Consider the following 25,356-nt stretch of genomic DNA (forward strand, 5'->3'; position numbering starts at 1 on the left):
GCAAAAAACACCTCGTCACCCCAAATTCTGGCCAGTAACAGCCCATTACTTTGACGTCGCTATCTCCGTCGATTGGCGAGCTTCCCTCATGAAATCGAACGAGCTGCATCGAACGATGCTAAACCTCGACGCCACCGCGAAAAACGAGCATTTCGCGGTTGATGCGCGCGACCAAATAAACCGCTAATCTCGACCCCGCGCACTCGCCGAGGCTTGCGTGCGTGGCAAAAAAGCACCCTGGAGTACCTCTTTGGAAAAGTCAGCAGTCCCCCCGGTCGCCCCTGAAGATTGGGTCGCCCGCAGCCTGCGCGCGGTGTGGCATCCGTGCACGCAGATGAAGCACCACGAACGTCTGCCGCTGATCCCCGTGGCGCGCGGCCAAGGCGCGTGGCTGTACGATCGCGCCGGTCATCGCTATCTCGACGCGATCAGTTCGTGGTGGGTCAATCTGTTCGGTCATGCGAACCCGCGCATCAACGCGGCGCTGAAAGATCAGCTCGATACGCTCGAACACGCGATGCTCGCCGGCTGCACGCACGAGCCCGCCGTCGAACTCGCGGAACGTCTGCACGCGTTGACCGGCAACACGCTCGGCCACGCGTTCTTCGCGTCGGATGGCGCGTCGGCGGTCGAGATCGCGCTGAAGATGAGCTTTCACAGCTGGCGCAACCGGGGCTACGCCGACAAGCAGGAATTCGTCTGCATCGCCAACAGCTACCACGGCGAGACGATCGGCGCGCTCGGCGTAACCGACGTCGCGCTGTTCAAGGACGCGTACGATCCGCTGATTCGTCACGCCCACGTCGTCGCCTCGCCCGATGCGCGGCTCGCGCAAGCGGGCGAAACCGCCGCCGACGTCGCGCGCCGCGCGCTCGACCATGTGCGCGCGCTGTTCGAGGCGCGCGCGAACCGCATCGCCGCACTGATCGTCGAGCCGCTCGTGCAATGCGCGGCTGGCATGGCGATGCACGACGCGTCGTACGTCGCCGGATTGCGCGCGTTGTGCGACCGGTACGGCGTGCATCTGATCGCCGACGAAATCGCAGTCGGCTGCGGCCGCACCGGCGCGTTCTTCGCGTGCGAACAGGCGGGCGTGTGGCCGGACTTCCTGTGTCTGTCGAAAGGCATCAGCGGCGGCTATCTGCCGCTGTCGATCGTGCTGTCGCGCGACGAGATCTTCGCGGCCTTCTATCACGACGACACCGCGCGCGGCTTCCTGCACTCGCACTCGTACACCGGCAATCCGCTCGCGTGCCGCGCCGCGCTCGCGACGCTCGATCTGTTCACGAGCGACGACGTGCTCGCCGCCAACGCACGCAAATCGGCGACCCTCGCGGCCGCGCTCGCGCCGCTCGTCGAGCACGCGCAGGTGCGCAATCTGCGTCAGCGCGGCACGATCTTCGCGTTCGACGCAATGATCGACGATCCTCAGCAAGCCAAGACGTTCTCGCGCCGCTTCTTCGAAAACGCGCTGCAACGCGAGCTGTTGTTGCGCCCGATCGGCACCACCGTGTACCTGATGCCGCCGTACATCCTCGAAGACGAAGAACTCGCGCTGCTCGCCACGCGCACGCGTGACACCTTCGACGCCACGCTCGCGGAGACCCGCTGATGCATCTGCTCGACACACTCGCCGAAGGCCTGAAGGAAATCGACGCGCGCGGCCTGCGCCGACGCCGGCGCACCGCCGACACACCATGCGCCGCGCACATGACGGTCGACGGCCGTGACATCATCGGCTTCGCGAGCAACGACTATCTGGGCCTTGCCGCGCATCCGCAATTGATCGACGCGATCGCCGAAGGCGCGCGCCTGTATGGCGCGGGCAGCGGCGGCTCGCATCTGCTCGGCGGTCATTCGCGTGCGCATGCGCAACTCGAAGACGATCTCGCTGAATTTGCCGGGGGCTTTCTCGACGACGCCCGCGCGTTGTATTTCAGCACCGGCTATATGGCGAATCTCGCGACGCTGACCGCGCTCGCGGGCCGCGGCACGACGCTGTTCTCCGATGCGCTCAATCACGCTTCGCTGATCGACGGCGCGCGGCTGTCGCGCGCGGATGTGCAGATCTATCCGCACTGCGACGTGGATGCATTGAGCGCGATGCTCGAAGCGTCGGAGGCGGACGTCAAGGTGATCGTGTCCGACACGGTGTTCAGCATGGACGGCGACATCGCGCCGCTGCCGCGTTTGCTCGAACTCGCCGAGCGGCACGGCGCATGGCTGATCGTCGACGATGCGCACGGCTTCGGCGTGCTCGGTCCGCAAGGCCGTGGCGCGATCGCGCAGGCCGCGCTGCGCTCGCCGCATCTGATCTCGATCGGCACGCTCGGCAAGGCGGCGGGTGTCTCCGGCGCGTTCGTCGTCGCGCATGCGACCGTGATCGAATGGCTCGTGCAGCGCGCGCGTCCGTATATCTTCACGACCGCGTCGGTGCCGGCGGCCGCGCATGCGGTGTCGGCGAGTCTGCGCATCATCGGCGGCGTGGAAGGCGATGCGCGCCGCGCGCATCTGCAGCAACTGATCGAACGCACGCGCGCGATGCTGAAGGCGACGCCGTGGCTGCCCGTCGATTCACATACGGCCGTGCAACCGCTGATCATCGGCGCGAACGATGCGACGCTCGACATCGCCGCGTCGCTCGATCGCGCGGCGCTGTGGGTGCCCGCGATCCGTCCGCCGACCGTGCCGACCGGCACGTCGCGTCTGCGCATCTCGCTGTCGGCCGCGCACTCGCATGCGGATCTCGACCGGCTCGAGGCCGGCCTGCAACAAGTCGGAGCGCGCGCGGCATGAGCAACTTGAATAACGATGACGGCGCGCTGTCGCTGTTCGTCACCGGCACCGGTACGGAAATCGGCAAGACCTTCGTGTCGTCGGCGCTATTGCGCGGCTTCGTGCGCGAAGGCCTGCAGGCAGCAGCGATGAAGCCGATCGCGGCGGGCGCGTTCGAAGTGAACGGCGTGCTGCACAACGAGGACGCGGATCAGCTCGATGCCGCGTCGAGCGTGCTGCTGCCGCCCGCCATGCGCACGCCGTATCTGCTGAAGGAACCGGCCGCGCCGCACATCGCGGCGGCGTTGGAAAACGTCTCGTTCGATCTCGAGCACATCGTCGCGTGCCATCGCGAGGCGTTGAAGCTCGCCGAGGTGGTCGTGGTCGAAGGTGTCGGCGGCTTTCGCGTGCCGTTGACCGCGACGCAGGACACCGCCGATCTCGCCGTCGCGCTGAAGCTGCCGGTGGTGCTGGTGGTCGGCATGCGGCTCGGCTGCATCAGCCACGCGCTGCTGACTGCCGAAGCGATCGCCGCGCGCGGTCTAACGCTCGCGGGCTGGGTCGCGAATCGCATCGACCCGGACATGACCTTTCCCGACGAAAACATCGCGTCGATTCGCGTGCATTTCGCGCAAGCGTACGACGCGCCGTTGCTCGGCGTCGTGCCACATATCGGCCCGCCGTCGCCGGAGCTTGCAGCGCAACAGCTCGACATTCGACGGCTTCTGCAAACGCTGCGCCAATTGCGCGCGGCATAGCGCTGCCCCGCAGCGCCGAACCCAAATTCATCCGTTTACGAGGATCGATCACATGACACAACTGAACATCGCAGCAGGCACCGCCGAAGCGAGCGCCGCCAACAGCAATCCGACCGCAGCCGCCACTGAAGCGAAGCCGCTCGCGCGCTGGCGCGTCGCCGATATCATCGCGTTGTACGAACTGCCGTTCAACGACCTGCTGTTTCGCGCGCAGCAAACGCATCGCGAGCATTTCGACGCCAATGCGGTGCAACTGTCGACGCTGCTGTCGATCAAGACCGGCGGCTGCGAAGAGGATTGCGCATACTGTCCGCAATCGGTGCATCACGACACGGGTCTCGCCGCCGACAAGCTGATGCCGGTCGACGAAGTGCTGGCCGCCGCGCAGGTCGCAAAGCAGAACGGCGCAACGCGCTTCTGCATGGGCGCCGCGTGGCGCAATCCGAAGGACCGCCACCTGGAGCCGATCAAGGACATGATCCGCGGCGTGAAGGCGATGGGCCTCGAAACCTGCGTGACGCTCGGCATGCTCGAAACGCACCAGGCACAGGCGCTGCGCGATGCGGGCCTCGACTACTACAACCACAATCTCGATACGTCGCCGGAGTTCTACGGCCAGATCATTTCGACGCGCACGTACCAGGATCGCCTCGACACGCTCGAACGCGTGCGCGACGCGGGGATCAACGTGTGCTGCGGCGGCATCGTCGGTATGGGCGAATCGCGCCGCGAACGCGCGGGGCTGATCGCGCAGCTCGCGAACATGGAGCCGTATCCGGAATCGGTGCCGATCAACAATCTGGTGCAGGTGCAAGGCACGCCGCTGACCGGGACCGAAGCGATCGATCCGTTCGAATTCGTGCGCACGATCGCGATTGCGCGCATCACGATGCCGCGCGCGATGGTGCGTCTATCGGCCGGACGCGAGCAGATGGATGAGGCGTTGCAGGCAATGTGCTTCCTCGCGGGCGCGAATTCGATTTTCTACGGCGATCAGTTGCTGACCACGAGCAACCCGCAGGCGGAAGCGGATCGCAAGCTGCTCGCGCGCCTGGGGATTCGCGCTGAGGCTGCGCAGCAGATGCCGGTCGAGCAGAGTGGGGGCGAGCATGGGTGTGCGCATGGGCATGGGGATCACGGCGTGGCGAATTGAGTCGCGGAAGCGCTGAGCCGCATGCGCTGCGTGCACGAACTAATGGTCTGCGTCGCCGCATAGTGGCGAAATTCACCCCGAAAGTTGGACGTTGATCCAATCTTCGGGGTGTTTTTCATGGCGAAGCTTTAATCACCAATTCAAGAAACCTAATCAATATACAAATTGCGTCAAATTAGGAATTGTCGCAATCGATCGGGTGCATGAAAGCATGTGCGTGCCTCGCTGCGCAAGGAATCCAGGCAATCATTGTCCCGCTCGGTCGCGCATCGATGAACCAGGTTTTTGTGCTTTGGTTATCGGGCAAACGAAGAAATGCGCGGGTACGCGCGAACTCGACGCCCACCACGGCATGCATCTCGAAACGCACGTGCGTGCGCAAACGCGCGCGATTTGCGTCGAAAAAGTAGAATGAAGCCTGTTCATACCGGGAGGAGACCCGATGCCGCACGCGTCGTCCGATTGCCGTCGCGCGCTCCGGGTCCGTCCCGCTCACGCCCACATCGACGCCGACGCATTCCGCACCGCATGAAAATACTCTTCTACGCACCGCACACCGAAGCCGCCGCGTGGCTGCACGACTTTGCGCGCGCTCTGCCCGCCGCCGAGCTGCGCGAATGGAAGCCCGGCGACACCGGCCCAGCCGATTTCGCGGTGGTCTGGCGTCCGCCGCGCGAGATGCTGGCCGGACGCAATACGCTGCGCGCGATCTTCAATCTCGGTGCTGGCGTCGATGCGATTCTCGCGCTCGAACGCGCGCATCCGGGCACGTTGCCGCCCGAGGTGCCGTTGATTCGCCTCGAAGATACCGGCATGGGCGCGCAGATGGCCGAGTACGTGACGCATGCGGTGCTGCGCTATCTGCGCCGCTTCGACGAATATCAGGTGCTGCAAGGCGAGCGCCGCTGGAAAGTGCTCGAGCCGCATCCGCGCGCAACGTTCACGGTGGGTGTGCTCGGGCTCGGCGTGCTCGGCACGCAGGTCGCGCAAACGCTCGCGTCGTTCGGCCTGCCGGTGCGCGGCTATAGTCGCGGCGAGAAGCAGATCGATGGCATCGCGACGTTCGCCGGCGACGCGCAATTCGATAGCTTCCTCGACGGCGCGAAGGTGCTCGTCAATCTGCTGCCGCATACACCCGACACGGAAAGCGTGCTGAATGCGCGAGTCTTCGCGAAGCTCGCGCGCGGCGCATATCTGATCAATGTCGCGCGCGGCGCGCATCTCGTCGAAGCGGATCTGCTCGCTGCGCTCGCGAGCGGCCAGCTCGCCGCCGCGACGCTCGACGTGTTCCGCGAGGAACCGCTGCCCGCCGATCATCCTTTCTGGCGCGAGCCGCGCATCACGATCACGCCGCACACGTCGGCGCTGACGTTGCGCGAGGACAGCGTCGCGCAGGTCGCGGACAAGATCGGCGCGATGATGCGCGGCGAGCAGGTGAGCGGCGCAGTGCAACTGGAACGCGGCTACTGAGTGAAACCTGCGCCCGCACGCGTCGCAGGCGTGCGGGCTGACTTGAATTGCAGCAACGCGGCAGCACCCATCCTGGATGGGACAGCGATCAAACCGTATCGAATCGGAGACACATCATGGCCTTACCGAAGCAAGTGAAAATCGTCGAAGTGGGTCCGCGCGACGGGCTGCAGAACGAGAAGGAATTCGTGCCGACCGCGACCAAGATCGAGCTGATCAACCGTCTGTCGGCGGCGGGCTTCCGCAACGTCGAGGCAGCCTCGTTCGTGTCGCCGAAATGGGTGCCACAGATGGCCGACGGCGCCGACGTGATGGCCGGCATCGAGCGCCGCGACGGCACGATTTACTCGGTGCTGACGCCGAACCTGCGCGGTTTCGAAGGCGCGCTCGCCGCGCGCGCCGACGAGATCGTCATCTTCGGCGCGGCGAGCGAGGCGTTCTCGCAGAAGAACATCAACTGCAGCATCGCGGAGAGCATCGAGCGATTCGCGCCAGTCGCCGCGGCGGCGAAACAACATAAGCTGCGGATTCGCGGCAGCGTGTCATGCGCGCTCGGCTGTCCGTACCAGGGCGAAGTGCCGGTCGCGTCGGTCGTCGACGTCGTCAAGCGCTTCGCGGCGCTCGGCTGCGACGAGATCGATATCGCCGACACGATCGGCGTCGGCACGCCGAAGCGCACCCGCGAAGTGTTCGAGGCCGTGACCGAAGCGTTTCCTCGCGAGCATCTGTCGGGACACTTCCACGACACCTATGGCCAGGCGCTCGCGAACATCTACGCGGCGCTGCTCGAAGGCGTCGAGATTTTTCATGCATCGGTCGCGGGGCTCGGCGGCTGTCCGTATGCGAAGGGCGCGACCGGCAACGTCGCGACCGAAGACGTGCTGTATCTGATGAACGGTCTCGGCATCGAGACCGGTATCGACCTCGCGCAAGTGGTCGAAATCGGCGACTTCATTTCGAACGCGATCGGCCGGTCCAACGTGTCGCGCGCCGGTAAAGCGCTGCTCGCGAAGGCGCGCAGCGAAGCAAACACCTGCGTATAACCGCAGCATCCATTTTCATTCAGGGTCCCAAACAATGAACGACCTCGCGTCCTTCGACTCCGACGATCTCGCCGCGCTGCCCGACTCGGCACGTCGCGTCGCGCTGCTGCTACGCGAACGCGGTCACGCGGGGCGAATCGTGATGCTGCCGGAAACCGGCAAGACTTCCGCCGAAGCGGCCGCCGGACTCGGCTGCTCGGTCGCGCAGATTGCGAAGTCGATCCTGTTCCGGCGCCGCGAAGACGACGCGCCGGTGCTCGTGATCGCGAGCGGCGCGAATCGTGTCGACGAAAAGAAAGTGGCCGCGCAGGTCGGCGAGATCGGCCGCGCGGACGCGAAGTTCGTGCGCGAGAAAACCGGCTATGCGATCGGTGGCGTGTGCCCGGTCGGTCACGCGACCGCGCCGGTCACGTTGATCGATGCGGATCTGCTCGAGCTGGAGAGCCTGTGGGCGGCCGCCGGTCATCCGCACGCGGTGTTCAATCTGACCGCGCAGGAGCTGATCTCGCTCACAGGCGCGCCGGTCGTCGATGTCGCGTTGCGCGAGCCGGCCTGAACACGATGGCGAGCGGCAACGATTACGACGACACGGACGACGGCGGTTGCGTGCCGTCGCCGTGCATCAGCGTGTGCAGGATGGATGCATCGACCGGCTGGTGCGAAGGATGCCTGCGCACGATCGACGAAATCGCCGGCTGGTCGATGCTCGACAACGACGCGAAGCGCGCGGTGTGGGACGCGATCGAAGTGCGCCACGCGACGTTAATGGCGCTGCGCACGACATCGACGGCGAAGGAGAAGCAATGAACGCCGCGCCGCGCATCGTGACGCCCGGTGAGACGTTCAGTTCGACGCTCAAGTTGTCGGTGGATTCGATCAAATCGTTCGCGACGCTCGTCGTCGATCTGAACCCATTGCATCACGATGAAGCGTATGCCGCGCAAAGCCGCTTTGGAGGCTTGATCGCGTCGGGCACGCAACCCACCGCGTATTTCATGGCGCTGCTCGCCACGCATTTCTCTACTTACGCGCAACCGCTCGGCCTCGAATTCGATATCAAGCTGAAGAAGGCAGTGCAGGCGCACGACACGCTGACGATCACGTGGCGTGTGCACGACGCTCACTGGAAGCCGAGCCTGAACGGCGATCTGACCTATCTCGAAGGTTCGGTGGTCAATCAGCGCGGCGAGCTGATGTTGACGGGTACCTCGACGATCCTCGTGATGCCGAAGCCCGACGCGGTCGTGGACGCGCAAGCGAGAACGGCCACGCCATGATCGCGCTGCCCGCATCGATCCGGGTTTTCGAGCGCGGCTGGCTGTCGTCGAACAACGTGCTGCTCGTCGACGACACATGCGCCGCGCTGGTCGATACCGGCTATGCGACGCACGCATCGCAAACGGTCGCGCTGGTACGCAATGCGTTGCGCACGCGGCCGCTCGATCTGATCGTCAACACGCACCTGCATTCGGATCATTGCGGCGGCAACGCACTGTTGCAGGCAACGTGGCCGTGCCGCACGCTGATCCCGTCATCCGAAGCCGATGCCGTACGCGGCTGGGACGAAACTCGCCTCAGCTTTCGCGCGACTGGTCAAACCTGCGAGCGCTTCGGCTTCACCGGCACGCTGGCACCCGGCGCACGTTTGCGGCTGGGCGCGCTCGACTGGCAGGTGCTCGGCGCGCCGGGCCACGATCCCCATTCGCTGATGCTCTATTGCGCGGACGAACGCTTGCTGATCAGCGCGGATGCGCTGTGGGAAAACGGCTTCGGCGTGATCTTTCCCGAACTCGAAGGCGAAAGCGGCTTCGCCGAGCAGCAAGCCGTGCTCGACCTGATCGCAACGCTCGACGTGCGCGTCGTCATCCCAGGCCACGGCGCGCCGTTCACGCAGGTCGAAGCGGCGCTCGAACGCGCGATGTCGCGCGTCGCCTGGTTGCGCGCCGATCCCGCGCGCAACGCAAGGAACGCGCTGAAGGTGCTGATCGTGTTCAAGCTGCTCGAAGTCCGCGAGATGAGCGTGGACACGCTTTTGCGCATGCTCGACGACGCGGCCGTGATGCGCGCGGCCGCGTCGATGCTGAAGCCGCGCGGCGAATGGCCCGCGTTGCTGAAGGGAATGATCGGGGAGCTCGCGGCGAACGATGGACCGCTCGAGGTGGACGGCACGCGCATTCTCGCGCGGCATTGAACTGTGATGTGACCGCTTCGACCGGCGCGGTGGAAAAGCGCACCGGAACGCAAAACCGTGCTCCTAAAAAGAAAACCGCTCGACGAAGCGAGCGGCGGAACATCTGTTGGACGTGATCAGCGTCGCTGTCGATGATACGCGTGTGGGTTTTTGCATCGCATCGGTGATTTCCCTACAGAAATTTGACGCCACGTTTTACGAATGCATACATGATCTGTCATCAAACGGCGTTAGGCGCTTGAACGCTTGCGCGTTATTCCGGGATCCGTAGCAATATCCGATTGAATGTCGAATCGGCATTACGTGGACGATAAGCGCTTTCTCTGCGGCACGATCCGCCACCCGAGATTGACGCCCGCCGCCGCCAGCAGAATCAGCGCGGCGCCGAGCACCTGAATCCATGCGAGCGTCTGTCCGAACGCAAGCCGGTCGACGATGATCGCGACCACCGGATAGATGAACGACAACGCGCCCGTCATCGACGTCGGCAGCTTCTGGATCGCGCCATATAGCAGCACGTACATGAGACCGGTATGGACGACGCCGAGCACGACCAGTTCGAGCCACTGCGCGCCGTTTGCCGGCAACGCGTCGAAGCGTACGAACGGCGCGAGCAACAGCACGCCGAGCGATACCTGGATCAGCGCGAGCAGATGCGGCGGCGTGCCCTTCAGCCGCTTCGTGATGATCGACGACACCGCGTACATCGCCGCCGCACCGACCGCATAGGCGACGCCGACCAGATACTGCCCCGGCACCGCGAGCACGGCCGGCTCGACCTTCACGACGAACACGAGCCCGACGAACGCGACCACGAGCCACGCGATCGTCGATGCGCTGATGCGCTCGCGAAACACCAGCGCGCCGAGTCCGACCAACATGAACGGCTGCGTGTTGTAGACGGCCGTTGCCATCGAAATCGACGCGCGTGAATACGCGGCGAACAGCAATACCCAGTTCACGACGATCGCCGCGCCGCCGAGCAACGCGAGGCCGAGCATCTTCCACGAAAACAGCTCGCGGCGGAACAGGCCGAGTACGGCGCACACGAGCGCGAGCGTCGCGCCGCCGAAAATGCAGCGGAAAAACACCACGTTGAACGGGCTTTGCTGCGACGACACGACAAGCCAGCCGATCGTGCCCGACATCAGCATCGCGACGCTCATCTGCGCCGCGCCACGGCGGATGTCGGTGGGCGAACTGCTCGAGGTCGTGACGGAAGCCTTGTTTGAAGCCATGATTCGATCCCGGATTGTGACTGCATAACTGGCAGTCTAATTAATCCACCCGCGCGAATACATGGCTAAACTTAAGCGTTACCGCATTTTCACCTCATAAACGAAGGCCGTCATGAGCAAACGCCTTGCATCGATCACGCCGGTCGCACTCGACGACACCGACCGCGCACTGCTCGCCGCGCTCGCGCAGGACGCGCGCCAGCCGGTCAGCGAACTCGCGCGCGTCGTCGGCTTATCGGCGCCCAGCACGGCCGAACGCGTGCGGCGGCTCGAAGCGCAGGGCGTGATCGAGCGCTTCACCGTGCAGATCGATCCGCGCGCGCTCGGCTTCACGCTGCAGGCGGTAGTGCGCGTGAAGCCGCTGCCCGGGCAGCTGCATCTGGTGGAGGAAGTGATCCGGCGCATTCCGGAGTTCGTCGAATGCGACAAGGTGACCGGCGACGACTGTTTCATCTGCCGCCTGTACTTGCATTCGATCGAGCAGCTCGACGAGATCCTGTCGAAAGTGACCGAGCGCGCGGAGACCAGCACGGCGATCGTCAAGTCGACGCCGGTCGCGCGACGGCTGCCGCCGCTCGGCTAACGAAGGTCCATCGCTGGTCAAACGAAGGTCGCGCAAAGCAGCCCGGCGCTTATTGTTCGAGCGTCTCGAAAAACGACAGCATCTCGGCGACCAGTTCGTCCGGCGCTTCCTCGGGCAGATAGTGCCCGCACGATAGCGCGCGGCCGCTCACGTCGCGCGCGACATGCCGCCATTCGTCGAGCGCATCGAAGCATTTTTCGATCACACCCTTGTCGCCCCACAGCACCCGCAGCGGACAGCCGATCTTGTTGCCGCGCTCGATATCGGCGCGATCATGTTCGAGGTCGATGCTCGCCGACGCGCGATAGTCCTCGCACATCGCGTGCACCGCACCCGGTTGCGCGAGCGCCGCCCGATACGCGTCGAGCGCGGTGGGATCGAACGGTGCGAGACCCGCATGACGTCCGCCCATCACCGCGTCGACATAGGCAGCCGGATTTGCGCCGATCAACGTTTCGGGCAGCGGCTCGGGCTGGATCAGGAAGAACCAGTGGAAGTAGTGCGTTGCGAACGCGCGGTCGGTGGCTTCGTACATCGCGAGTGTCGGCGCGATATCGAGCAGCATCAAACGCTCGACCGCGTCGGCGTGATCGAGCGCCATCCGGTGCGCAACGCGCGCGCCGCGATCGTGCGCACAGACGAGGAAGCGCTCGAAGCCGAAGTGGCGCATCACCGCGACCTGGTCGGCGGCCATCACGCGTTTCGAATACGGTGCGTGCGCGGCATCGCTCGGCGGTTTGCCCGACGCGCCATAGCCGCGCAGATCGGTTGCGATCACCGTGAAGTGCTGCGCGAGCGGCGCGGCGCAGCGTTCCCAGATCAGATGCGATTGCGGATGGCCGTGCAGCAGAAGCAGAGGCGGCCCGGCGCCGCCCTTCACTCCGAAAATGTCGACATCGCCCACGGCGACGCGAAAAGACGTGAAATTTTCGAAGGCCATGACGTCTCGTTGATCGTTTGAGGTCCGTGCATTGTAGAAGGCCAACAGGTCCGTGCGAGGTGGGATATCCCACGCAGACATGGAACCTGAATACTCCTTCGAACCCACTTCGCCTATAATCGAACGACCGTTCTTAAATGTTTGCGCGACTTCGGCATGCCGGTATCGTTCGACTGCCACACGCATTCGCCGGCCAACACGCCGCAAGCCGTGTGCCGCTAAACTCATTCATCTATTCGCCGGGCGCACGTCGCACCGGTTGGCCCAACCTGGAGACTCGCACCATGGCATTGCCCGCCGTTCTGCAAAACCTCGCGCTGCCCGTCGTCGCTTCGCCGATGTTCATCGTCAGCTATCCCGAACTCGTGCTGGCGCAGTGCAAGGCCGGTATCGTCGGCTCGTTCCCTGCCCTCAACGCGCGCCCGGCCGAGCTGCTCGACGAATGGCTGACGCATATCCAGGCGCAACTCGCCAGGCACAAGGCCGCGAACCCGGATGCGGTGATCGGCCCGATCGCAGTCAATCAGATCGTTCATCAGTCGAATGCGCGGCTCGAGCACGACGTGCGCGTCTGCGTCGAGCACAAGGTGCCGATCTTCATCACCAGCCTGCGCGCGCCGGCACGCGAGATCGTCGATGCGGTGCATAGCTACGGCGGCATCGTGCTGCACGACGTGATCAATCTGCGTCATGCGCAGAAAGCGCTGGAAGCCGGCGTCGACGGGCTGATTCTGGTCGCATCGGGCGCGGGCGGCCACGCGGGCACCACCTCGCCGTTCGCGCTGGTCGGCGAGGTGCGGCGCATTTTCGACGGCCCGATCGTGCTGTCGGGCTCGATCGCCAACGGCGGCTCGATTCTCGCCGCGCAGGCGATGGGCGCGGACCTCGCGTACATGGGCACACGCTTCATCGCCACCAAAGAAGCGCACGCGGTCGACAGCTACAAGCAGGCGATCATCAACGCGAAGGCGTCGGACATCATCTACACGAACCTGTTCACCGGCGTGCACGGCAACTACATCCGCGAGAGCATTGCGAACGCGGGGCTCGATCCCGACGCGCTGCCCGAATCGGACAAGACCAGGATGAACTTCGGCGGCGACAAGACGAAGGCGTGGAAGGACATCTGGGGCGCGGGCCAGGGCGTCGGCCTGATGGACGACGTGCCGGACGTCGCCGAGCTCGTGCGGCGTCTGAAGAAGGAATACAACGACGCGAAGGCGCGGCTCGGCATCGCGCGCTGAGGTGAAGAACGGAGCGGGCCGGGGCGCCCGCTCGCGGCCTACATATTCCGCCGATACTGCCCGCCCACCTCGAACAGCGCGTGGGTGATCTGCCCGAGCGAACACACGCGCACCACGTCCATCAGCACCGCGAACACGTTGCCGTCGTCGATCACCGCGCGCTTCAGGCGTTCGAGCGCCTCGGGCGCGGCGTCGAGGTGGCGCGCCTGGAAGTCGCGCAACCGCCGCAGCTGACTCTGCTTCTCCGCGTCGGTGGAACGCGCGAGCACCAGCGGCCGCGGCGCTTCATGCGGATGCGCGCTCAGGAACGTATTGACGCCGACGATCGGATACGAACCGTCATGCTTGCGATGCTCGTACAGCATCGACTCGTCCTGAATCCGTCCGCGCTGATAGCCGGTTTCCATCGCGCCGAGCACGCCGCCGCGCTCTGTCAGCCGCTCGAATTCGGCGAGCACAGCCTCCTCGACCAGGTCGGTCAACTCGTCGATCACGAAACTGCCCTGATTCGGATTCTGGTTCTTCGCGAGCCCCCATTCGCGATTGATGATCAGCTGGATCGCAACTGCGCGGCGCACCGATTCCTCGGTCGGCGTCGTGATCGCTTCGTCGAACGCATTGGTGTGCAGCGAGTTGCAGTTGTCGTAGATCGCGATCAGCGCCTGCAGCGTCGTGCGGATGTCGTTGAAATCGATCTCCTGCGCGTGCAGGCTGCGGCCCGACGTCTGCACGTGATACTTGAGCTTCTGACTACGCTCGTTCGCGCCATAGCGCTCGCGCATCGCGACCGCCCAGATGCGTCGCGCGACGCGGCCGAGCACCGTGTACTCCGGGTCCATGCCGTTCGAGAAGAAGAACGACAGATTCGGCGCGAAGTCGTCGATCGACATGCCGCGCGCGAGATACGCCTCGACGTAGGTGAAGCCGTTCGCGAGCGTGTACGCGAGCTGCGAGATGGGGTTCGCGCCGGCCTCGGCGATGTGATAGCCGGAAATCGACACCGAATAGAAATTGCGCACGCCGTGTTCGACGAAATACGCCTGAATGTCACCCATCACCTTCAGGCTGAATTCGGTCGAGAAGATGCAGGTGTTCTGCCCCTGGTCTTCTTTCAGGATGTCGGCCTGCACGGTGCCGCGCACGTTTTCGAGCGCGGCGCGGCGCGTTGCGGCGAGTTCGGCTTCGGTCAACGGGCGGCCTTGCTGTTGCTCGCCCAGCGCGATCTGCTGCTCGATCGCGACGTTGAAGAACATCGCGAGGATCGTCGGCGCGGGGCCGTTGATCGTCATCGAGACCGACGTATCCGGCGAGCACAGATCGAAGCCGTCATACAGCGTCTTCATGTCGTCGAGCGTGGCGACCGACACACCCGAATTGCCGACCTTGCCGTAGATGTCCGGGCGCTCGTGCGGCTCCTCACCGTACAGCGTCACCGAGTCGAACGCGGTGGATAGCCGTTTGGCCGGCATGCCTTCCGACAGCAGCCTGAAGCGACGATTCGTGCGCTGCGGATCGCCCTCGCCCGCGAACATGCGCGTCGGGTCCTCGTTCTCGCGACGAAACGGAAACACGCCAGCGGTGAATGGGAAATAGCCGGGCAGATTGTCGAGCATCAGCCAGCGCAGGATCTCGCCGTGATCGACGAATTTCGGCAGCGACACTTTGCGGATTTCGGAGCCGGACAGCGTCGTGACCGTCAGCGCGGTGCGGATTTCACGCTTGCGGATGCGCACCACATGTTCGTCGCCCGCATAGGCGGCCACCGTTTGCGGCCACGCGTCGAGCAGCTTGCGTTCGCGCTCGCCGAGCGCGGCGCCGCGTTGGTCGATCAGCGCATCGAGCGACGCTGCGTCGCTGCCCGCCTCGCCGAGCATGCGGCGCGTCTCGACGATCTGCCAGCGTTCCCGCGCGATTTGCGCCTGCGCGTCGGCGCGCGCTCGATAGCCGCGTACCGTCTGCGCGATGTCGGCCAGATAGCGCACGCGCGCGGGCGGCACGATTGCATGCAGGTTGCTCGAAAAGCGCAGGCCTTCGGTCGCGCCGAGCCGTGCGCCGCCCTCGCGCAGGCCATGCGTGCGCAGCGCATTAGCGATGCGCCGGTACAGCGCGGTCACGCCGTCGTCGTTGAAGCGCGACGCGATCGTGCCGAACACCGGCATCGCGTCGGGCGATGTCGCGAAGTCCCTGCGATTGCGCTGCACCTGCTTCGCGACGTCGCGCAGCGCATCCTGCGCACCCTTGCGATCGAATTTGTTGATCGCGACGAAGCTCGCGAAGTCGAGCATATCGATCTTCTCGAGCTGGCTCGCGGCGCCGAACTCCGGCGTCATCACGTACAGCGATTCGTCGACGAACGGCACGATCGCCGCGTCGCCCTGACCGATCCCCGACGTCTCGACGACGATCAGATCGAAGCCCGCCACCTTGCACAGCATCAGCGCGGCGGGTAGCGAATCGGAGAGTTCGGTCGACGCCTCGCGCGTCGCCATCGAGCGCATATAAATGCGGGCGCCGTCGCCCCAATCGCCGATCGCATTCATGCGGATGCGGTCGCCGAGCAGCGCGCCGCCGGATTTTCGGCGCGACGGATCGATCGCGAGCACGGCGATGTTCAGCGTGTCGCCGTAGTCGAGCCGGAAGCGGCGGATCAGCTCGTCGGTCAGCGACGACTTGCCCGCGCCGCCGGTGCCGGTGATGCCGAGCACCGGGATGCGTGGCGCTTGCGCGAGCGTCGCTAGCTGGTCGCGCGCGGCGGCGTCGACGCTGTTCGCTTCGAACGCGCTGATCAGTTGCGCGAGGCGGCGGAAGATCGGCACGGCGAGATCGGCGGGACCGGCGGGGTGCGAGCCAGCAGCAGTGCCAGCGTGCGGAGCATGGGCCTCACCGCAACGCGGCAACGGCCGCCCGGCCAGCTCGGCGAGCCATTCGCGCACCGGCGTCGGCCGCGCCGCGTCGGCCGCGCGCGCGCCTTCGACGCAGCGCGCGATCATGTCGTCGATCATGCCTTGCAGACCGAGCCGCTGACCGTCGTGCGGCGAGTAGATTTTTTCGACGCCGTCGCGTTCGAGCGCGGCAATTTCCTCGGGGACGATCACGCCGCCGCCGCCGCCGAACACCTTGATGCGCTCGCCGCCGCTTGCACGCAGCAAATCCACCAGGTAGCGGAAGTATTCGTTGTGGCCACCCTGATAGCTCGACACGGCGACGCCGTCGGCGTCCTCGTTGAGCGCGGCGGTCGCGACTTCGGCGACTGAGCGGTTGTGGCCGAGGTGGATCACCTCGACGCCGCTTGCCTGCAGGATGCGCCGCATGATGTTGATCGACGCGTCGTGGCCGTCGAACAGTGCGGCGGCGGTGACGAAGCGCAGGCGCCGGCCCGCGGGCAGTTCGTGGCTGCCGGCACGCTGCGGCGTGGACAGATCGGTCATGTCTCCCCCAGATCATTTAACTGATGGGTGCTCACAATCAGTATATAGAAACGGGGTAACACGGCGCCGGGGCGCGGGGCGGGCGATTGGCGACGTATGCTCGGTGCTTCGCGAAACGCTACCGCACCGCCAACGCCTTGATTTGGTCGAGCGACGGCCACAGCGATTCGTTTGCGAACCGCGCCGCCAGAAAATCGACGAATGAGCGCACCTTAGCGGATAGATGCCGTCGGCTCGTGTAGACGACGTGGATCGGCAGCTCCCGCGGCGGCACCTGGTCGACAAGCAGCGGCACGAGCCGCCCTTCGGCGAGATCGCTGCCGATCACCTCGGTGCCGAGCATCGCGATGCCCGCGCCATGCAGCACGACCACGCGCTGGGCCTCGAGCTGATTGACGATCAGGTTGCCCGACAGGCGCACACGCGAGCCCGCGTCGCCGGTCGCGACTTCGAGCGCCGATACGCCCGCGTACTGCAGATAGTTGTGGCGCGCGAGATCGGCGACGCTCTTCGGCGTGCCATGCTTGCGCAGATAGGCGGGCGATGCGCACAGCACCAGATGCGCGGTCGCAATCTGCCGCGCGATCAGCGACGACGACTTGAGCCCGCCCGGCGACGCGCGGATCGCGACGTCGAAGCCCTCGTCGATCAGCTCGACGACGCGGTCGGACAGTGTCATATCGACGGTGACCTGCGGATACTGCGCGGCGTAGTCCGCGACCGCGGCCATCACGTGATTCAGGCCGAACGCCGACAGCGACGACACCCGCAGCCGCCCGTGCGGCACGACGCTTGCCGCGCCGACCGCCTGGCCGGCTTCGTCGAGCTCGGTGAGCGCCTGACTCAGCCGCTCGTAGTACTCGCGGCCTGCCTCGGTCGGCGCGACGCGGCGCGTGGTGCGGTTCAGGAGCCGCGCGCCGAGCTGCTGCTCCAGATGCATCACGTGCTTGCTCGCCATCGCCGCCGACATCTCCATCTTCTCCGCCGCGCCGACGAAACTGCCGGCTTCGACCACGTGGCGAAACACTTTCATGCTGACGAGGGTGTCCATCTCAGTCGCTCGCTTCAGGAATCAATCGACGTCATTTTGCCGGGTTTATCAAAAGGACGGCAGCAAACGCTCGTATTCGGCGGCACCCGAAAACGACAAAGCCCGCGTTCCGGGCGGAACGCGGGCTTTGCGGTGACACCGTGGGCCGAGATCAGAACTTCGCGCGCAACCCCGCGCCATATGTATTGCCGCTCGACTGACCGGTGATGTGGTCATACAGGTACGCGGCATAGACATCGGTGCGCTTGGACAGCGGATAGTCGTAGCCGACCGCCGCCGTCTGGCGCGTCTGGTTCGAACCGCCGCCGTTACGCGAATACGCATACGAAGCCATCACCGAGCCAGGCCCGAACGGCACCGTGACGCCGCCCTGTCCCGTGTTCACGTGCCAGCTCGTGACCTGCTGGTCGTTGTACGTGTACATGTACTGGCCGTACAGCTTCACGAACTTCAGGTCGTACGACACGCCCGCCTGCGCGACGCTCTGGCTGCGCAGACCCGGCACGCCCGACGTTTCGAAGCTGCCGAGGTCGCCCGGCACGTTGTTGAAGTTCACGTACTGGTACACCGCCGTCGCCGCGAACGGCCCGTGGAAGTACAGCACCTGGCCGCTCCACTTCTTCGCGCCGTTCTGGGTCGTGTTGCCGAGCGCGTACATCGCCGTCGCCGAAAGGCCGTTGAAGTTCGGCGACGTATACGACACCGCATTGTTCCAGCCCGAGTCGCCGGTCACGCCCTGGTCGGTCGTGTAGGTCGGGAAGGTGCCGAGACCGAGGTACACGTGATAGACCATCGGCGAGAACACGTACGAATCGACGAACGGGTTGAACAGGATCGTCGACACGAACAGCGGCGTCGTCAGGCGGCCGGCGGTCACCGTGCCGTACGGCGATTCGATGCCGACGTACGCATTGCGCGAGAACGTCGTGTCGCCGGTGAAGCGACCGTACTCGCCGGTTTGCGCGCGGAAGAAGCCTTCGATAGTGAAGATCGCCTTGTAGCCGTTGCCCAGATCCTCGGTCCCCTTGAAGCCCCAGTACGACGTCGACATGCCGCCGCCCGATACGACCGCCGCGGTCTGGCCGCCCGGAAACTTCTGCGAGCCGACCCATTCGTCGACCTGGCCGTAGAGCTGCACGCTCGATTGCGCGAACGCCGACGACGCGCCCGCCAGCGCGGCGACGCATGCAGTGGCCTTGAGAGTAGTCTTCAGCGCGCTGCTGAGGCTTGTGTTCATGGGTTCTCCATTCTTTGTCAAAAGGGTGTGGCTGTGCGAAAGGGGGCGCTCGCACGAAACGTCGTTGTTATCCGTTCGATCGTCGAGTCACTCTGGGCGGGTCCCATCTTTGCGGACCATTTTTATAAACAAAAATATCGCTGCTTATTGCGGGTATATCGGTCTGATTAGTTTGGTTGGTTATCGGCTTGATATGACGCTTCAGAGCGGACTAGCGCCGCCCCCTGGACGCAATGCGGCATGCGGCGAACGGCGCGCCACAGCGTGCGTGAACGCCTTAAATGACGGGCCGATGACGCGACGCGGCAGAATGCCAGGATTTGACGCTGACCGGTAATTCGATGCCGGGTGTTTTCAAAAAAGTGTGGCGTCGAAACGTCAGATTCGGGGCTACGGCGCAGACGAAGGCGCGCGAAGCCGCGCGAGGGATCGCGGGAAGGATCTGGAAGACGGGTTTCGGGACTGCGGTTGGGGCGGTGCGGTGGTTTGCGAAATCGCGCTCAGCTAATTCCGGTACGGTGAACCGCCCGGCTGACGCGGATCGTCGGCTGGGCGTTGCATCGGGCGCGCTGCGCCACGCTCTTCGTTGTAGCGGGCGACGTCGGCGCGGATCGAGCCGTTGCGCATCGGCATGTTGGACGGGGGATGCGGCACCGGACGCGACTCCGCGCTGACCGGCGTGATCGCGCCCGCATAGCCGGACGGATCGCCGACACGGCGCATGCCGGACTCGTAGCTGCCGAAGCCGTAACCGAAATTGGCGTCCGCGATATTCGGGTTGCCGCGCTGCGCGCGTGCGTCACGAGAAGCCATCGCACCGCGCGAGCCGCGCGCAGCAGGTGCGCCGCCGCCCGCACCGGCATAACGGCCGTCGCCATGCATCTCCATGCGCGGCGCGCGCCCCGCAGTGTCGCGCGAATAAGCGCCGCCCGCGGCGGCACCGCCGCCATGCGGCCCACCCGGCTCCTTCGCATAGGCGAACGAGCACAGCACGGCGATGACCGCGCCCCACGCCCAGTGCCTCGTTCTCGACAACGCGTCCACCTGTGACTCTCACGCCCGAAGACTTGCCTGAAATCCACCGTTCGAGCTGCGATGGACCTGTTGCGGGAGGAGAAAAGCGCCGCGTTCCTGTCGCGGCGCAGGGCATCCCTGCGGCCTTTGAACGAGTAATTTATGGTCGGGGGCAGAGGGTGTCGAGCCAAAAAGTGTTAGGTCTCGTCGGTGGATGTAACACCCTGTTACTGCGGTGTTTTTCCGCGCCGGAGCCCTCGTGCGGACGCGCCTCGGCGGCTGCTGACCGGCGTTTTCGCCTAGCCCGCGCGGGCGCCGTTTGTTGCAAATAAACGCCGCTTGCAACGTCAATGGTTAAACGGTTTGTCGCGAGAAAGCACCTCGCCAATACTGAAACCTGGCGCGTGGCACGAATGGGCTCGGCCTGATTGGAGAGTCGATGCGCAAACTTCATTAATCGATTCGGCAAATGAATTTGCGTTTTCAATCGGCTTTCGACAACAATAGCCGCTTTCCATTGGCATGGACCACGCCTGACAGACCCGTCCCATGCTTACACCGCGTCATTGAATCGAGATTGCGACATGGCCCGCCCGAAATTCCTGCCCGATAACTTCACCCTGTGCCTCGTCGGCACCGTGATCCTCGCCAGCTTCCTGCCCGTTCATGGACAGGCCGCCGCGGGGTTCAACTGGGTGACGAACATCGCGGTCGGCCTGCTGTTCTTCCTGCACGGCGCCAAGCTGTCACGCGAGGCGATCATTGCGGGCGCGACGCACTGGCGCCTTCATCTCGTGGTGCTGCTGAGCACGTTCGCGCTGTTTCCGCTGCTCGGCCTCGCGCTTAAACCGGTCCTTTCGCCGCTGGTCACGCCGTCGCTCTACGCCGGCGTCCTCTTCCTCTGCACGCTGCCGTCGACGGTCCAGTCGTCGATCGCGTTCACGTCCATTGCCAAGGGCAACGTGCCGGCCGCGGTATGCAGCGCGTCCGCCTCGAGCCTGCTCGGCATCTTCGTCACTCCAGCACTCGTCAGCGTCATCGTGACGAATCAGGCCGCGAGCGGCGGTGCGTCGCCGTGGCATACGACCGGCAACATCGTGCTGCAACTGCTCGTGCCGTTCGTTGCCGGCCAGCTGCTGCGCCCGCTGATCGGCAAGTGGATCGAGAAGAATCGCGGCGTGCTGAAGTTCGTCGACCAGGGCTCGATCCTGCTCGTCGTGTACGGCGCGTTCAGCGAGGCCGTCACCGAAGGCCTTTGGCACACGATTCCGCTGTCCGCGCTCGGCGGCCTCGTCGTGGTAAACGCCGTGCTGCTCGCGCTCGCGCTGGCCGCGACGATCTTCGCGAGCAAGCGGCTCGGCTTCAGCCGCGCGGACCAGATCACCATCATCTTCTGCGGCTCGAAGAAGAGCCTCGCCGCCGGCGTGCCGATGGCCAAGGTGATCTTCGCGTCGCATGCGGTCGGCGCCGTGGTGCTGCCGCTGATGCTGTTCCACCAGATCCAGCTGATGGTCTGCGCCGCGCTCGCGCAACGCTGGGGCGCCCGCGACCTCAGCGGCGAGAGCAATGCCGCGGCGCGGCGACCCGCCGCCGCCGTCGCGCGCCGTTGAAAACACACGCAATGCAAACAGGACATTCATAAGCGCCCTCCCTGAGCGTCGTTTTGATCGTGTGAAGCAAGCCGCCTTCGGGCGGCTTTTCTTTGGGCTCTTCACTGGCCTTTGTCGTTATTTCACGCGCAAACGCTCTCGCTGTCGCCTCGGCCGGATGGCATAGGACGATTCTCGAACCGTCTCGAAAACGGCGGCCCGCCTATTGTTTAGGAATTTTTACTAAACAACTTAATTTCCAACAAGTCCATAAAATACGGGTATTTACTGGTGTCATGCTGGCGTTTTGCGAGCGGCTTTAGCTGCGTTTTACTATACAATCGCCCGACCTGAACCCGTGCTGCCTCGCCTCGCGCGGCAGCTTCATTCGATGGCCACAACCATCCGCGACGTCGCCCGCGCCGCCAGCGTTTCGATCGGCACCGTGTCGCGCGCGCTCAAGAATCAGCCGGGCCTTTCCGAGGCCACGCGCGAACGCGTCGTCGAAGCGGCGCGCCAGCTCGGCTACGACTCGGCGCAGCTGCGTCCGCGCATCCGCCGGCTAACTTTCCTGCTGCATCGTCAGCACAACAACTTCGCCGCGAGCCCGTTCTTCTCGCACGTGCTGCACGGTGTCGAAGACGCGTGCCGCGAGCGCGGCATCGTGCCGTCGGTGCTGACTGCCGGGCCGACCGAGGACGTAATTCACCAGATGCGCCTGCACGCGCCCGACGCCGTCGCGATCGCCGGCTTCGTCGAGCCCGAAACGCTCGCCACGCTGGTCGCGATGCAACGCCCGCTGGTGCTGATCGATCTATGGTCGCCGGGCTTGCGCTCGGTCAATCTCGACAACGCCGGCGGCGCCACGCTCGCAATGCGCCATCTGTTCGCGCAGCAGCGCAAGCGCGTCGCGTTCATCGGCGGCTCGCTCGCGCACTTCAGCATCGCCGAGCGCGCGCTCGGCTACCGGCGCGCGTTCTTCGAAGCGGGGCTGCTGTTCGATCCGTCGCTCGAAGTGAACATCGACGCAGGGCTCGATCCCGACACCGGCGCCGCGCGCGCGATGCAGCGCCTGCTCGACGCGCCGGGCCCGCGCCCCGACGCCGTATTCGCGTTCAACGACGCCGCCGCGCTTGCCGCGCTGCGCGTGTGTCTCGCGCGCGGCTTCAGCGTGCCCGACGACATCGCGATCATCGGTTTCGACGACATCCCCGCCGCCGCCCACGCTACCCCGCCGCTATCGACGATCGCGGTCGACAAGGAAGCGCTCGGCCGACGCGGCGTCGAACTGCTGCTCGAAGACTCGCCCGCCGAACTCGAAGTCCGCTTGCCCGTTCAACTCGTTGCCCGTGCCAGTACCTTGGTGAAAACGCCATGACGCTAACCGATCCGCTTCAACTTTCCAGCGACGCCGCGAAGGCGCCGCCGTTCGCCAGCTTCCGCAAGCGCGAGTTTCTGCTCACGCACATCGAAGACACGCTGCACTTCTATGCGCCGAACGTGCTCGACCCGAGCGGCGGCTTCTACCACTTCTTGCGCGACGACGGTTCGATCTACAACCGCACCACGCGCCACCTGGTCAGCAGTTGCCGCTACGTGTTCAACTACGCGATGGCGTACCGGCAGTTCGGCGACCCGAAGCACCTCGAATACACGCGCCACGGCCTGCGCTTTCTGCGCGACGCGCACTGGGACTCGCAGCACGAGGGCTACGACTGGGAAATCGAATGGCGCGACGGCAAACAGCGCACCCTCGACGCGACGCGCCACTGCTACGGCCTCGCGTTCGTGCTGCTCGCGTACTCGCACGCGGCGATGGCCGGCATCGAGGAAGCGAAGCCGATGATCGGCGCGACCTTCGAGCTGATGGAGCACCGCTTCTGGGACGCCGCCGCCGGCCTCTATGCCGACGACGCGTCGGCCGACTGGCGTGTCAGCACGTACCGCGGGCAGAACGCGAACATGCATACCACCGAGGCGCTGCTCGCCGCGCACGAAGCGACCGGTCATCTGGTGTATCTCGATCGCGCCGAGCGCGTGGCGTCCAATATCACGCTGCGCCAGGCGAAGCTGTCGCAAGGGCTCGTGTGGGAGCACTTTCACGCGGACTGGTCGGTCGACTGGCACTACAACGAGGAAGACAGCTCGAACATCTTCCGTCCGTGGGGCTTCCAGCCCGGTCATCAGACCGAATGGGCGAAGCTGCTGCTGATTCTCGAACGCTTCCGTCCGCTGCCATGGCTGCTGCCGCGCGCGATCGAACTGTTCGACGCCGCGATGACGCACGCGTGGGACGAAGACCACGGCGGCCTCTACTACGGCTTCGGCCCCGACGGCACCGTGTGCGATCACGACAAGTACTTCTGGGTGCAGGCCGAAACGTTCGCGACCGCCGCGCTGCTCGGCAAGCGCACCGGCAACGAGCGCTTCTGGGACTGGTACGACGAGATCTGGCGCTATGGCTGGACGCACTTCGTCGACCACAAGTACGGCGCCTGGTATCGCATCCTCACCTGCGACAACCGCAAGTACAGCGACGAAAAGAGCCCGGCCGGCAAGACCGACTATCACACGATGGGCGCGTGCTACGAAGTGCTCGCCCACGCGCTCGGCGAAAACGCTGCGGCTGAATCAGCCGCTCCCGCCGCAGCGGCTTCCGCGGAGAAAGCACAATGAGCGCGACGACCAACCTCCCCGTTTTCGTATCCGCCGGCGACATCCTGACCGATCTCGTGCGCACCGGCGCATCGCACTGGCTGTCGCGTCCGGGCGGCGCGGGCTGGAACGCCGCGCGCTGCGTCGCGCGGCTCGGCCTGCCGACCGCGTGCGCGGGCTCGCTCGGCGTCGATAACTTTTCCGACGAGCTGTGGGACGCGAGCGTCGCGGCCGGCCTCGACATGCGCTTCCTGCAGCGCGTCGAGCGCCCGCCGCTGCTCGCGATCGTGCATCAGACGCATCCGCCCGCGTACTTCTTCATGGGCGAGAACGGCGCCGACCTCGCGTTCGAGCCGGCGAAGCTGCCCGCCGGTTGGATGAACGCGGTGAAGTGGGCGCACTTCGGCTGCATCAGCCTCGTGCGTCAGCCGCTCGGCGACAAACTGGCGCAACTCACCGCCGAGTTGCGTTCGCACGGCGTGAAGATCAGCTTCGATCCGAACTATCGCAACCTGATGGAGCACGGCTACGAGCCGACGCTGCGCAAGATGGCGGCGCTCGCGGATCTGATCAAGGTATCAGACGAAGACCTGCGCATGATCTTCAAGACCAGCGACGAAGCCGCCGCGCTCGCGCAATTGCGCGCGATGAATCCCGCCGCCACCGTGCTCGTCACGCGCGGCCCCGAAGCGGCGATGCTGCTAAACGGCGCCGCGGTGATCGAGGCGAAGCCGCCGCGCGTCGAAGTGGTCGATACGGTCGGCGCGGGCGATGCGTCGATCGGCGGTCTGCTGTTCAGCCTGATGAGCGCGCCGCAACGCGGGTGGCCCGAGCATCTCGCGTTCGCGCTCGCGGCCGGCGCGGCGGCTTGCGGCCACGCCGGTGCGCACGCGCCGACGCTCGACGAGGTGGTCGCGCTGCTATAACACGCGGCGCTGTAATTCTGCTGCCCTGGGGCGCGCGTAGCGTAACGGATGTCGAGCACGT

At 65.2% G+C, this 25,356-nt stretch carries 22 protein-coding genes; 16 read left to right on the top strand and 6 right to left on the bottom strand.

The genetic code is table 11. The features are described from left to right. Window positions 1–250: 250 nt before the first annotated feature. The 10 genes from bioA to OKW39_RS10825 all read left to right on the top strand — a co-directional run bounded on the left by bioA (window position 251) and on the right by OKW39_RS10825 (window position 9,390). Window positions 251–1,612 (top strand): adenosylmethionine--8-amino-7-oxononanoate transaminase, encoded by a 1,362-nt coding sequence (gene bioA, locus OKW39_RS10780; RefSeq protein ID WP_429562628.1) that lies wholly within the window; start codon window positions 251–253, stop codon window positions 1,610–1,612. Beyond that, window positions 1,612–2,796, top strand: a complete 1,185-nt coding sequence (gene bioF, locus OKW39_RS10785) for an 8-amino-7-oxononanoate synthase (protein WP_429562629.1) — start codon at window positions 1,612–1,614, stop codon at window positions 2,794–2,796. The genes bioA and bioF overlap by 1 nt, the downstream gene beginning before the upstream one ends. Continuing rightward, window positions 2,793–3,533 (top strand): dethiobiotin synthase, encoded by a 741-nt coding sequence (gene bioD, locus OKW39_RS10790; RefSeq protein ID WP_429562630.1) that lies wholly within the window; start codon window positions 2,793–2,795, stop codon window positions 3,531–3,533. Before bioF ends, bioD begins: the two co-directional genes overlap by 4 nt. Window positions 3,534–3,585: 52 nt before the next feature. Beyond that, on the top strand, window positions 3,586–4,686 hold the full coding sequence (gene bioB / locus OKW39_RS10795) for a biotin synthase BioB (protein WP_429562631.1): 1,101 nt from the start codon (window positions 3,586–3,588) through the stop codon (window positions 4,684–4,686). A gap of 528 nt (window positions 4,687–5,214) precedes the next feature. Beyond that, window positions 5,215–6,156 carry a 2-hydroxyacid dehydrogenase gene (locus tag OKW39_RS10800; protein WP_429562632.1) on the top strand — a complete coding sequence of 314 codons (942 nt, stop codon included), beginning with the start codon at window positions 5,215–5,217 and terminating at the stop codon, window positions 6,154–6,156. Window positions 6,157–6,272: 116 nt separating this feature from the next. Continuing rightward, window positions 6,273–7,199 (top strand): hydroxymethylglutaryl-CoA lyase, encoded by a 927-nt coding sequence (locus tag OKW39_RS10805; RefSeq protein ID WP_429562633.1) that lies wholly within the window; start codon window positions 6,273–6,275, stop codon window positions 7,197–7,199. A gap of 34 nt (window positions 7,200–7,233) precedes the next feature. Further along, on the top strand, window positions 7,234–7,755 hold the full coding sequence (locus tag OKW39_RS10810) for a YbaK/EbsC family protein (protein WP_429562634.1): 522 nt from the start codon (window positions 7,234–7,236) through the stop codon (window positions 7,753–7,755). A gap of 5 nt (window positions 7,756–7,760) precedes the next feature. Next, entirely contained in the window at window positions 7,761–8,006 is a 246-nt protein-coding gene (locus OKW39_RS10815) for a DUF1289 domain-containing protein (protein WP_429562635.1), read from the top strand. Continuing rightward, entirely contained in the window at window positions 8,003–8,476 is a 474-nt protein-coding gene (locus tag OKW39_RS10820; protein ID WP_429562636.1) for a MaoC family dehydratase, read from the top strand. Before OKW39_RS10815 ends, OKW39_RS10820 begins: the two co-directional genes overlap by 4 nt. After that, the gene (locus OKW39_RS10825; protein WP_184062674.1) at window positions 8,473–9,390 is read left to right on the top strand and encodes an MBL fold metallo-hydrolase; all 918 of its coding nucleotides are present in this window, start codon (window positions 8,473–8,475) and stop codon (window positions 9,388–9,390) included. Before OKW39_RS10820 ends, OKW39_RS10825 begins: the two co-directional genes overlap by 4 nt. 299 nt (window positions 9,391–9,689) lie before the next feature. Here the strand turns inward: OKW39_RS10825 and OKW39_RS10830 are convergent, their stop codons facing one another. Next, window positions 9,690–10,628 (bottom strand): DMT family transporter, encoded by a 939-nt coding sequence (locus tag OKW39_RS10830; RefSeq protein WP_429562637.1) that lies wholly within the window; start codon window positions 10,626–10,628, stop codon window positions 9,690–9,692. Between the two features lie 112 nt (window positions 10,629–10,740). Between OKW39_RS10830 and OKW39_RS10835 the strand changes: the two genes are divergently transcribed. Continuing rightward, window positions 10,741–11,211 carry an Lrp/AsnC family transcriptional regulator gene (locus tag OKW39_RS10835; RefSeq protein WP_184026307.1) on the top strand — a complete coding sequence of 157 codons (471 nt, stop codon included), beginning with the start codon at window positions 10,741–10,743 and terminating at the stop codon, window positions 11,209–11,211. A gap of 49 nt (window positions 11,212–11,260) precedes the next feature. Here the strand turns inward: OKW39_RS10835 and OKW39_RS10840 are convergent, their stop codons facing one another. Next, complete coding sequence (locus OKW39_RS10840) at window positions 11,261–12,151, bottom strand: alpha/beta fold hydrolase (RefSeq protein ID WP_429335648.1); 891 nt, start codon at window positions 12,149–12,151, stop codon at window positions 11,261–11,263. A 284-nt stretch (window positions 12,152–12,435) separates the two neighbouring features. Here OKW39_RS10840 and OKW39_RS10845 point away from each other — a divergent pair, with 284 nt between their 5' ends. After that, entirely contained in the window at window positions 12,436–13,395 is a 960-nt protein-coding gene (locus OKW39_RS10845) for an NAD(P)H-dependent flavin oxidoreductase (RefSeq protein ID WP_429562638.1), read from the top strand. A 38-nt stretch (window positions 13,396–13,433) separates the two neighbouring features. Here the strand turns inward: OKW39_RS10845 and icmF are convergent, their stop codons facing one another. The 4 genes from icmF to OKW39_RS10865 form a co-directional block, all read right to left on the bottom strand. Then, window positions 13,434–16,823 (bottom strand): fused isobutyryl-CoA mutase/GTPase IcmF, encoded by a 3,390-nt coding sequence (gene icmF, locus OKW39_RS10850; RefSeq protein WP_429562639.1) that lies wholly within the window; start codon window positions 16,821–16,823, stop codon window positions 13,434–13,436. A gap of 118 nt (window positions 16,824–16,941) precedes the next feature. Continuing rightward, window positions 16,942–17,874 (bottom strand): LysR family transcriptional regulator, encoded by a 933-nt coding sequence (locus tag OKW39_RS10855; RefSeq protein ID WP_184051262.1) that lies wholly within the window; start codon window positions 17,872–17,874, stop codon window positions 16,942–16,944. 151 nt (window positions 17,875–18,025) lie between these two features. Continuing rightward, on the bottom strand, window positions 18,026–19,111 hold the full coding sequence (locus OKW39_RS10860) for a porin (RefSeq protein ID WP_429562640.1): 1,086 nt from the start codon (window positions 19,109–19,111) through the stop codon (window positions 18,026–18,028). 504 nt (window positions 19,112–19,615) lie between these two features. Further along, window positions 19,616–20,155 carry a hypothetical protein gene (locus tag OKW39_RS10865; protein ID WP_429562641.1) on the bottom strand — a complete coding sequence of 180 codons (540 nt, stop codon included), beginning with the start codon at window positions 20,153–20,155 and terminating at the stop codon, window positions 19,616–19,618. 554 nt (window positions 20,156–20,709) lie between these two features. On the opposite strand from OKW39_RS10865, the gene OKW39_RS10870 reads away from it, so the two are divergent. The 4 genes from OKW39_RS10870 to OKW39_RS10885 all read left to right on the top strand — a co-directional run bounded on the left by OKW39_RS10870 (window position 20,710) and on the right by OKW39_RS10885 (window position 25,295). Further along, the gene (locus OKW39_RS10870) at window positions 20,710–21,735 is read left to right on the top strand and encodes a bile acid:sodium symporter family protein (protein ID WP_429562642.1); all 1,026 of its coding nucleotides are present in this window, start codon (window positions 20,710–20,712) and stop codon (window positions 21,733–21,735) included. Between the two features lie 370 nt (window positions 21,736–22,105). Then, a complete protein-coding gene (locus tag OKW39_RS10875; RefSeq protein WP_090805561.1) occupies window positions 22,106–23,092 on the top strand; it encodes a LacI family DNA-binding transcriptional regulator in 987 nt (328 codons plus the stop codon). Continuing rightward, window positions 23,089–24,390, top strand: a complete 1,302-nt coding sequence (locus OKW39_RS10880; protein ID WP_429562643.1) for an AGE family epimerase/isomerase — start codon at window positions 23,089–23,091, stop codon at window positions 24,388–24,390. Before OKW39_RS10875 ends, OKW39_RS10880 begins: the two co-directional genes overlap by 4 nt. Continuing rightward, on the top strand, window positions 24,387–25,295 hold the full coding sequence (locus OKW39_RS10885) for a carbohydrate kinase family protein (RefSeq protein WP_429562644.1): 909 nt from the start codon (window positions 24,387–24,389) through the stop codon (window positions 25,293–25,295). The genes OKW39_RS10880 and OKW39_RS10885 overlap by 4 nt, the downstream gene beginning before the upstream one ends. The last annotated feature ends 61 nt before the right edge of the window (window positions 25,296–25,356 follow it).

The organism is Paraburkholderia sp. MM6662-R1 (assembly GCF_050436245.1).
GTDB lineage: Bacteria > Pseudomonadota > Gammaproteobacteria > Burkholderiales > Burkholderiaceae > Paraburkholderia > Paraburkholderia tuberum.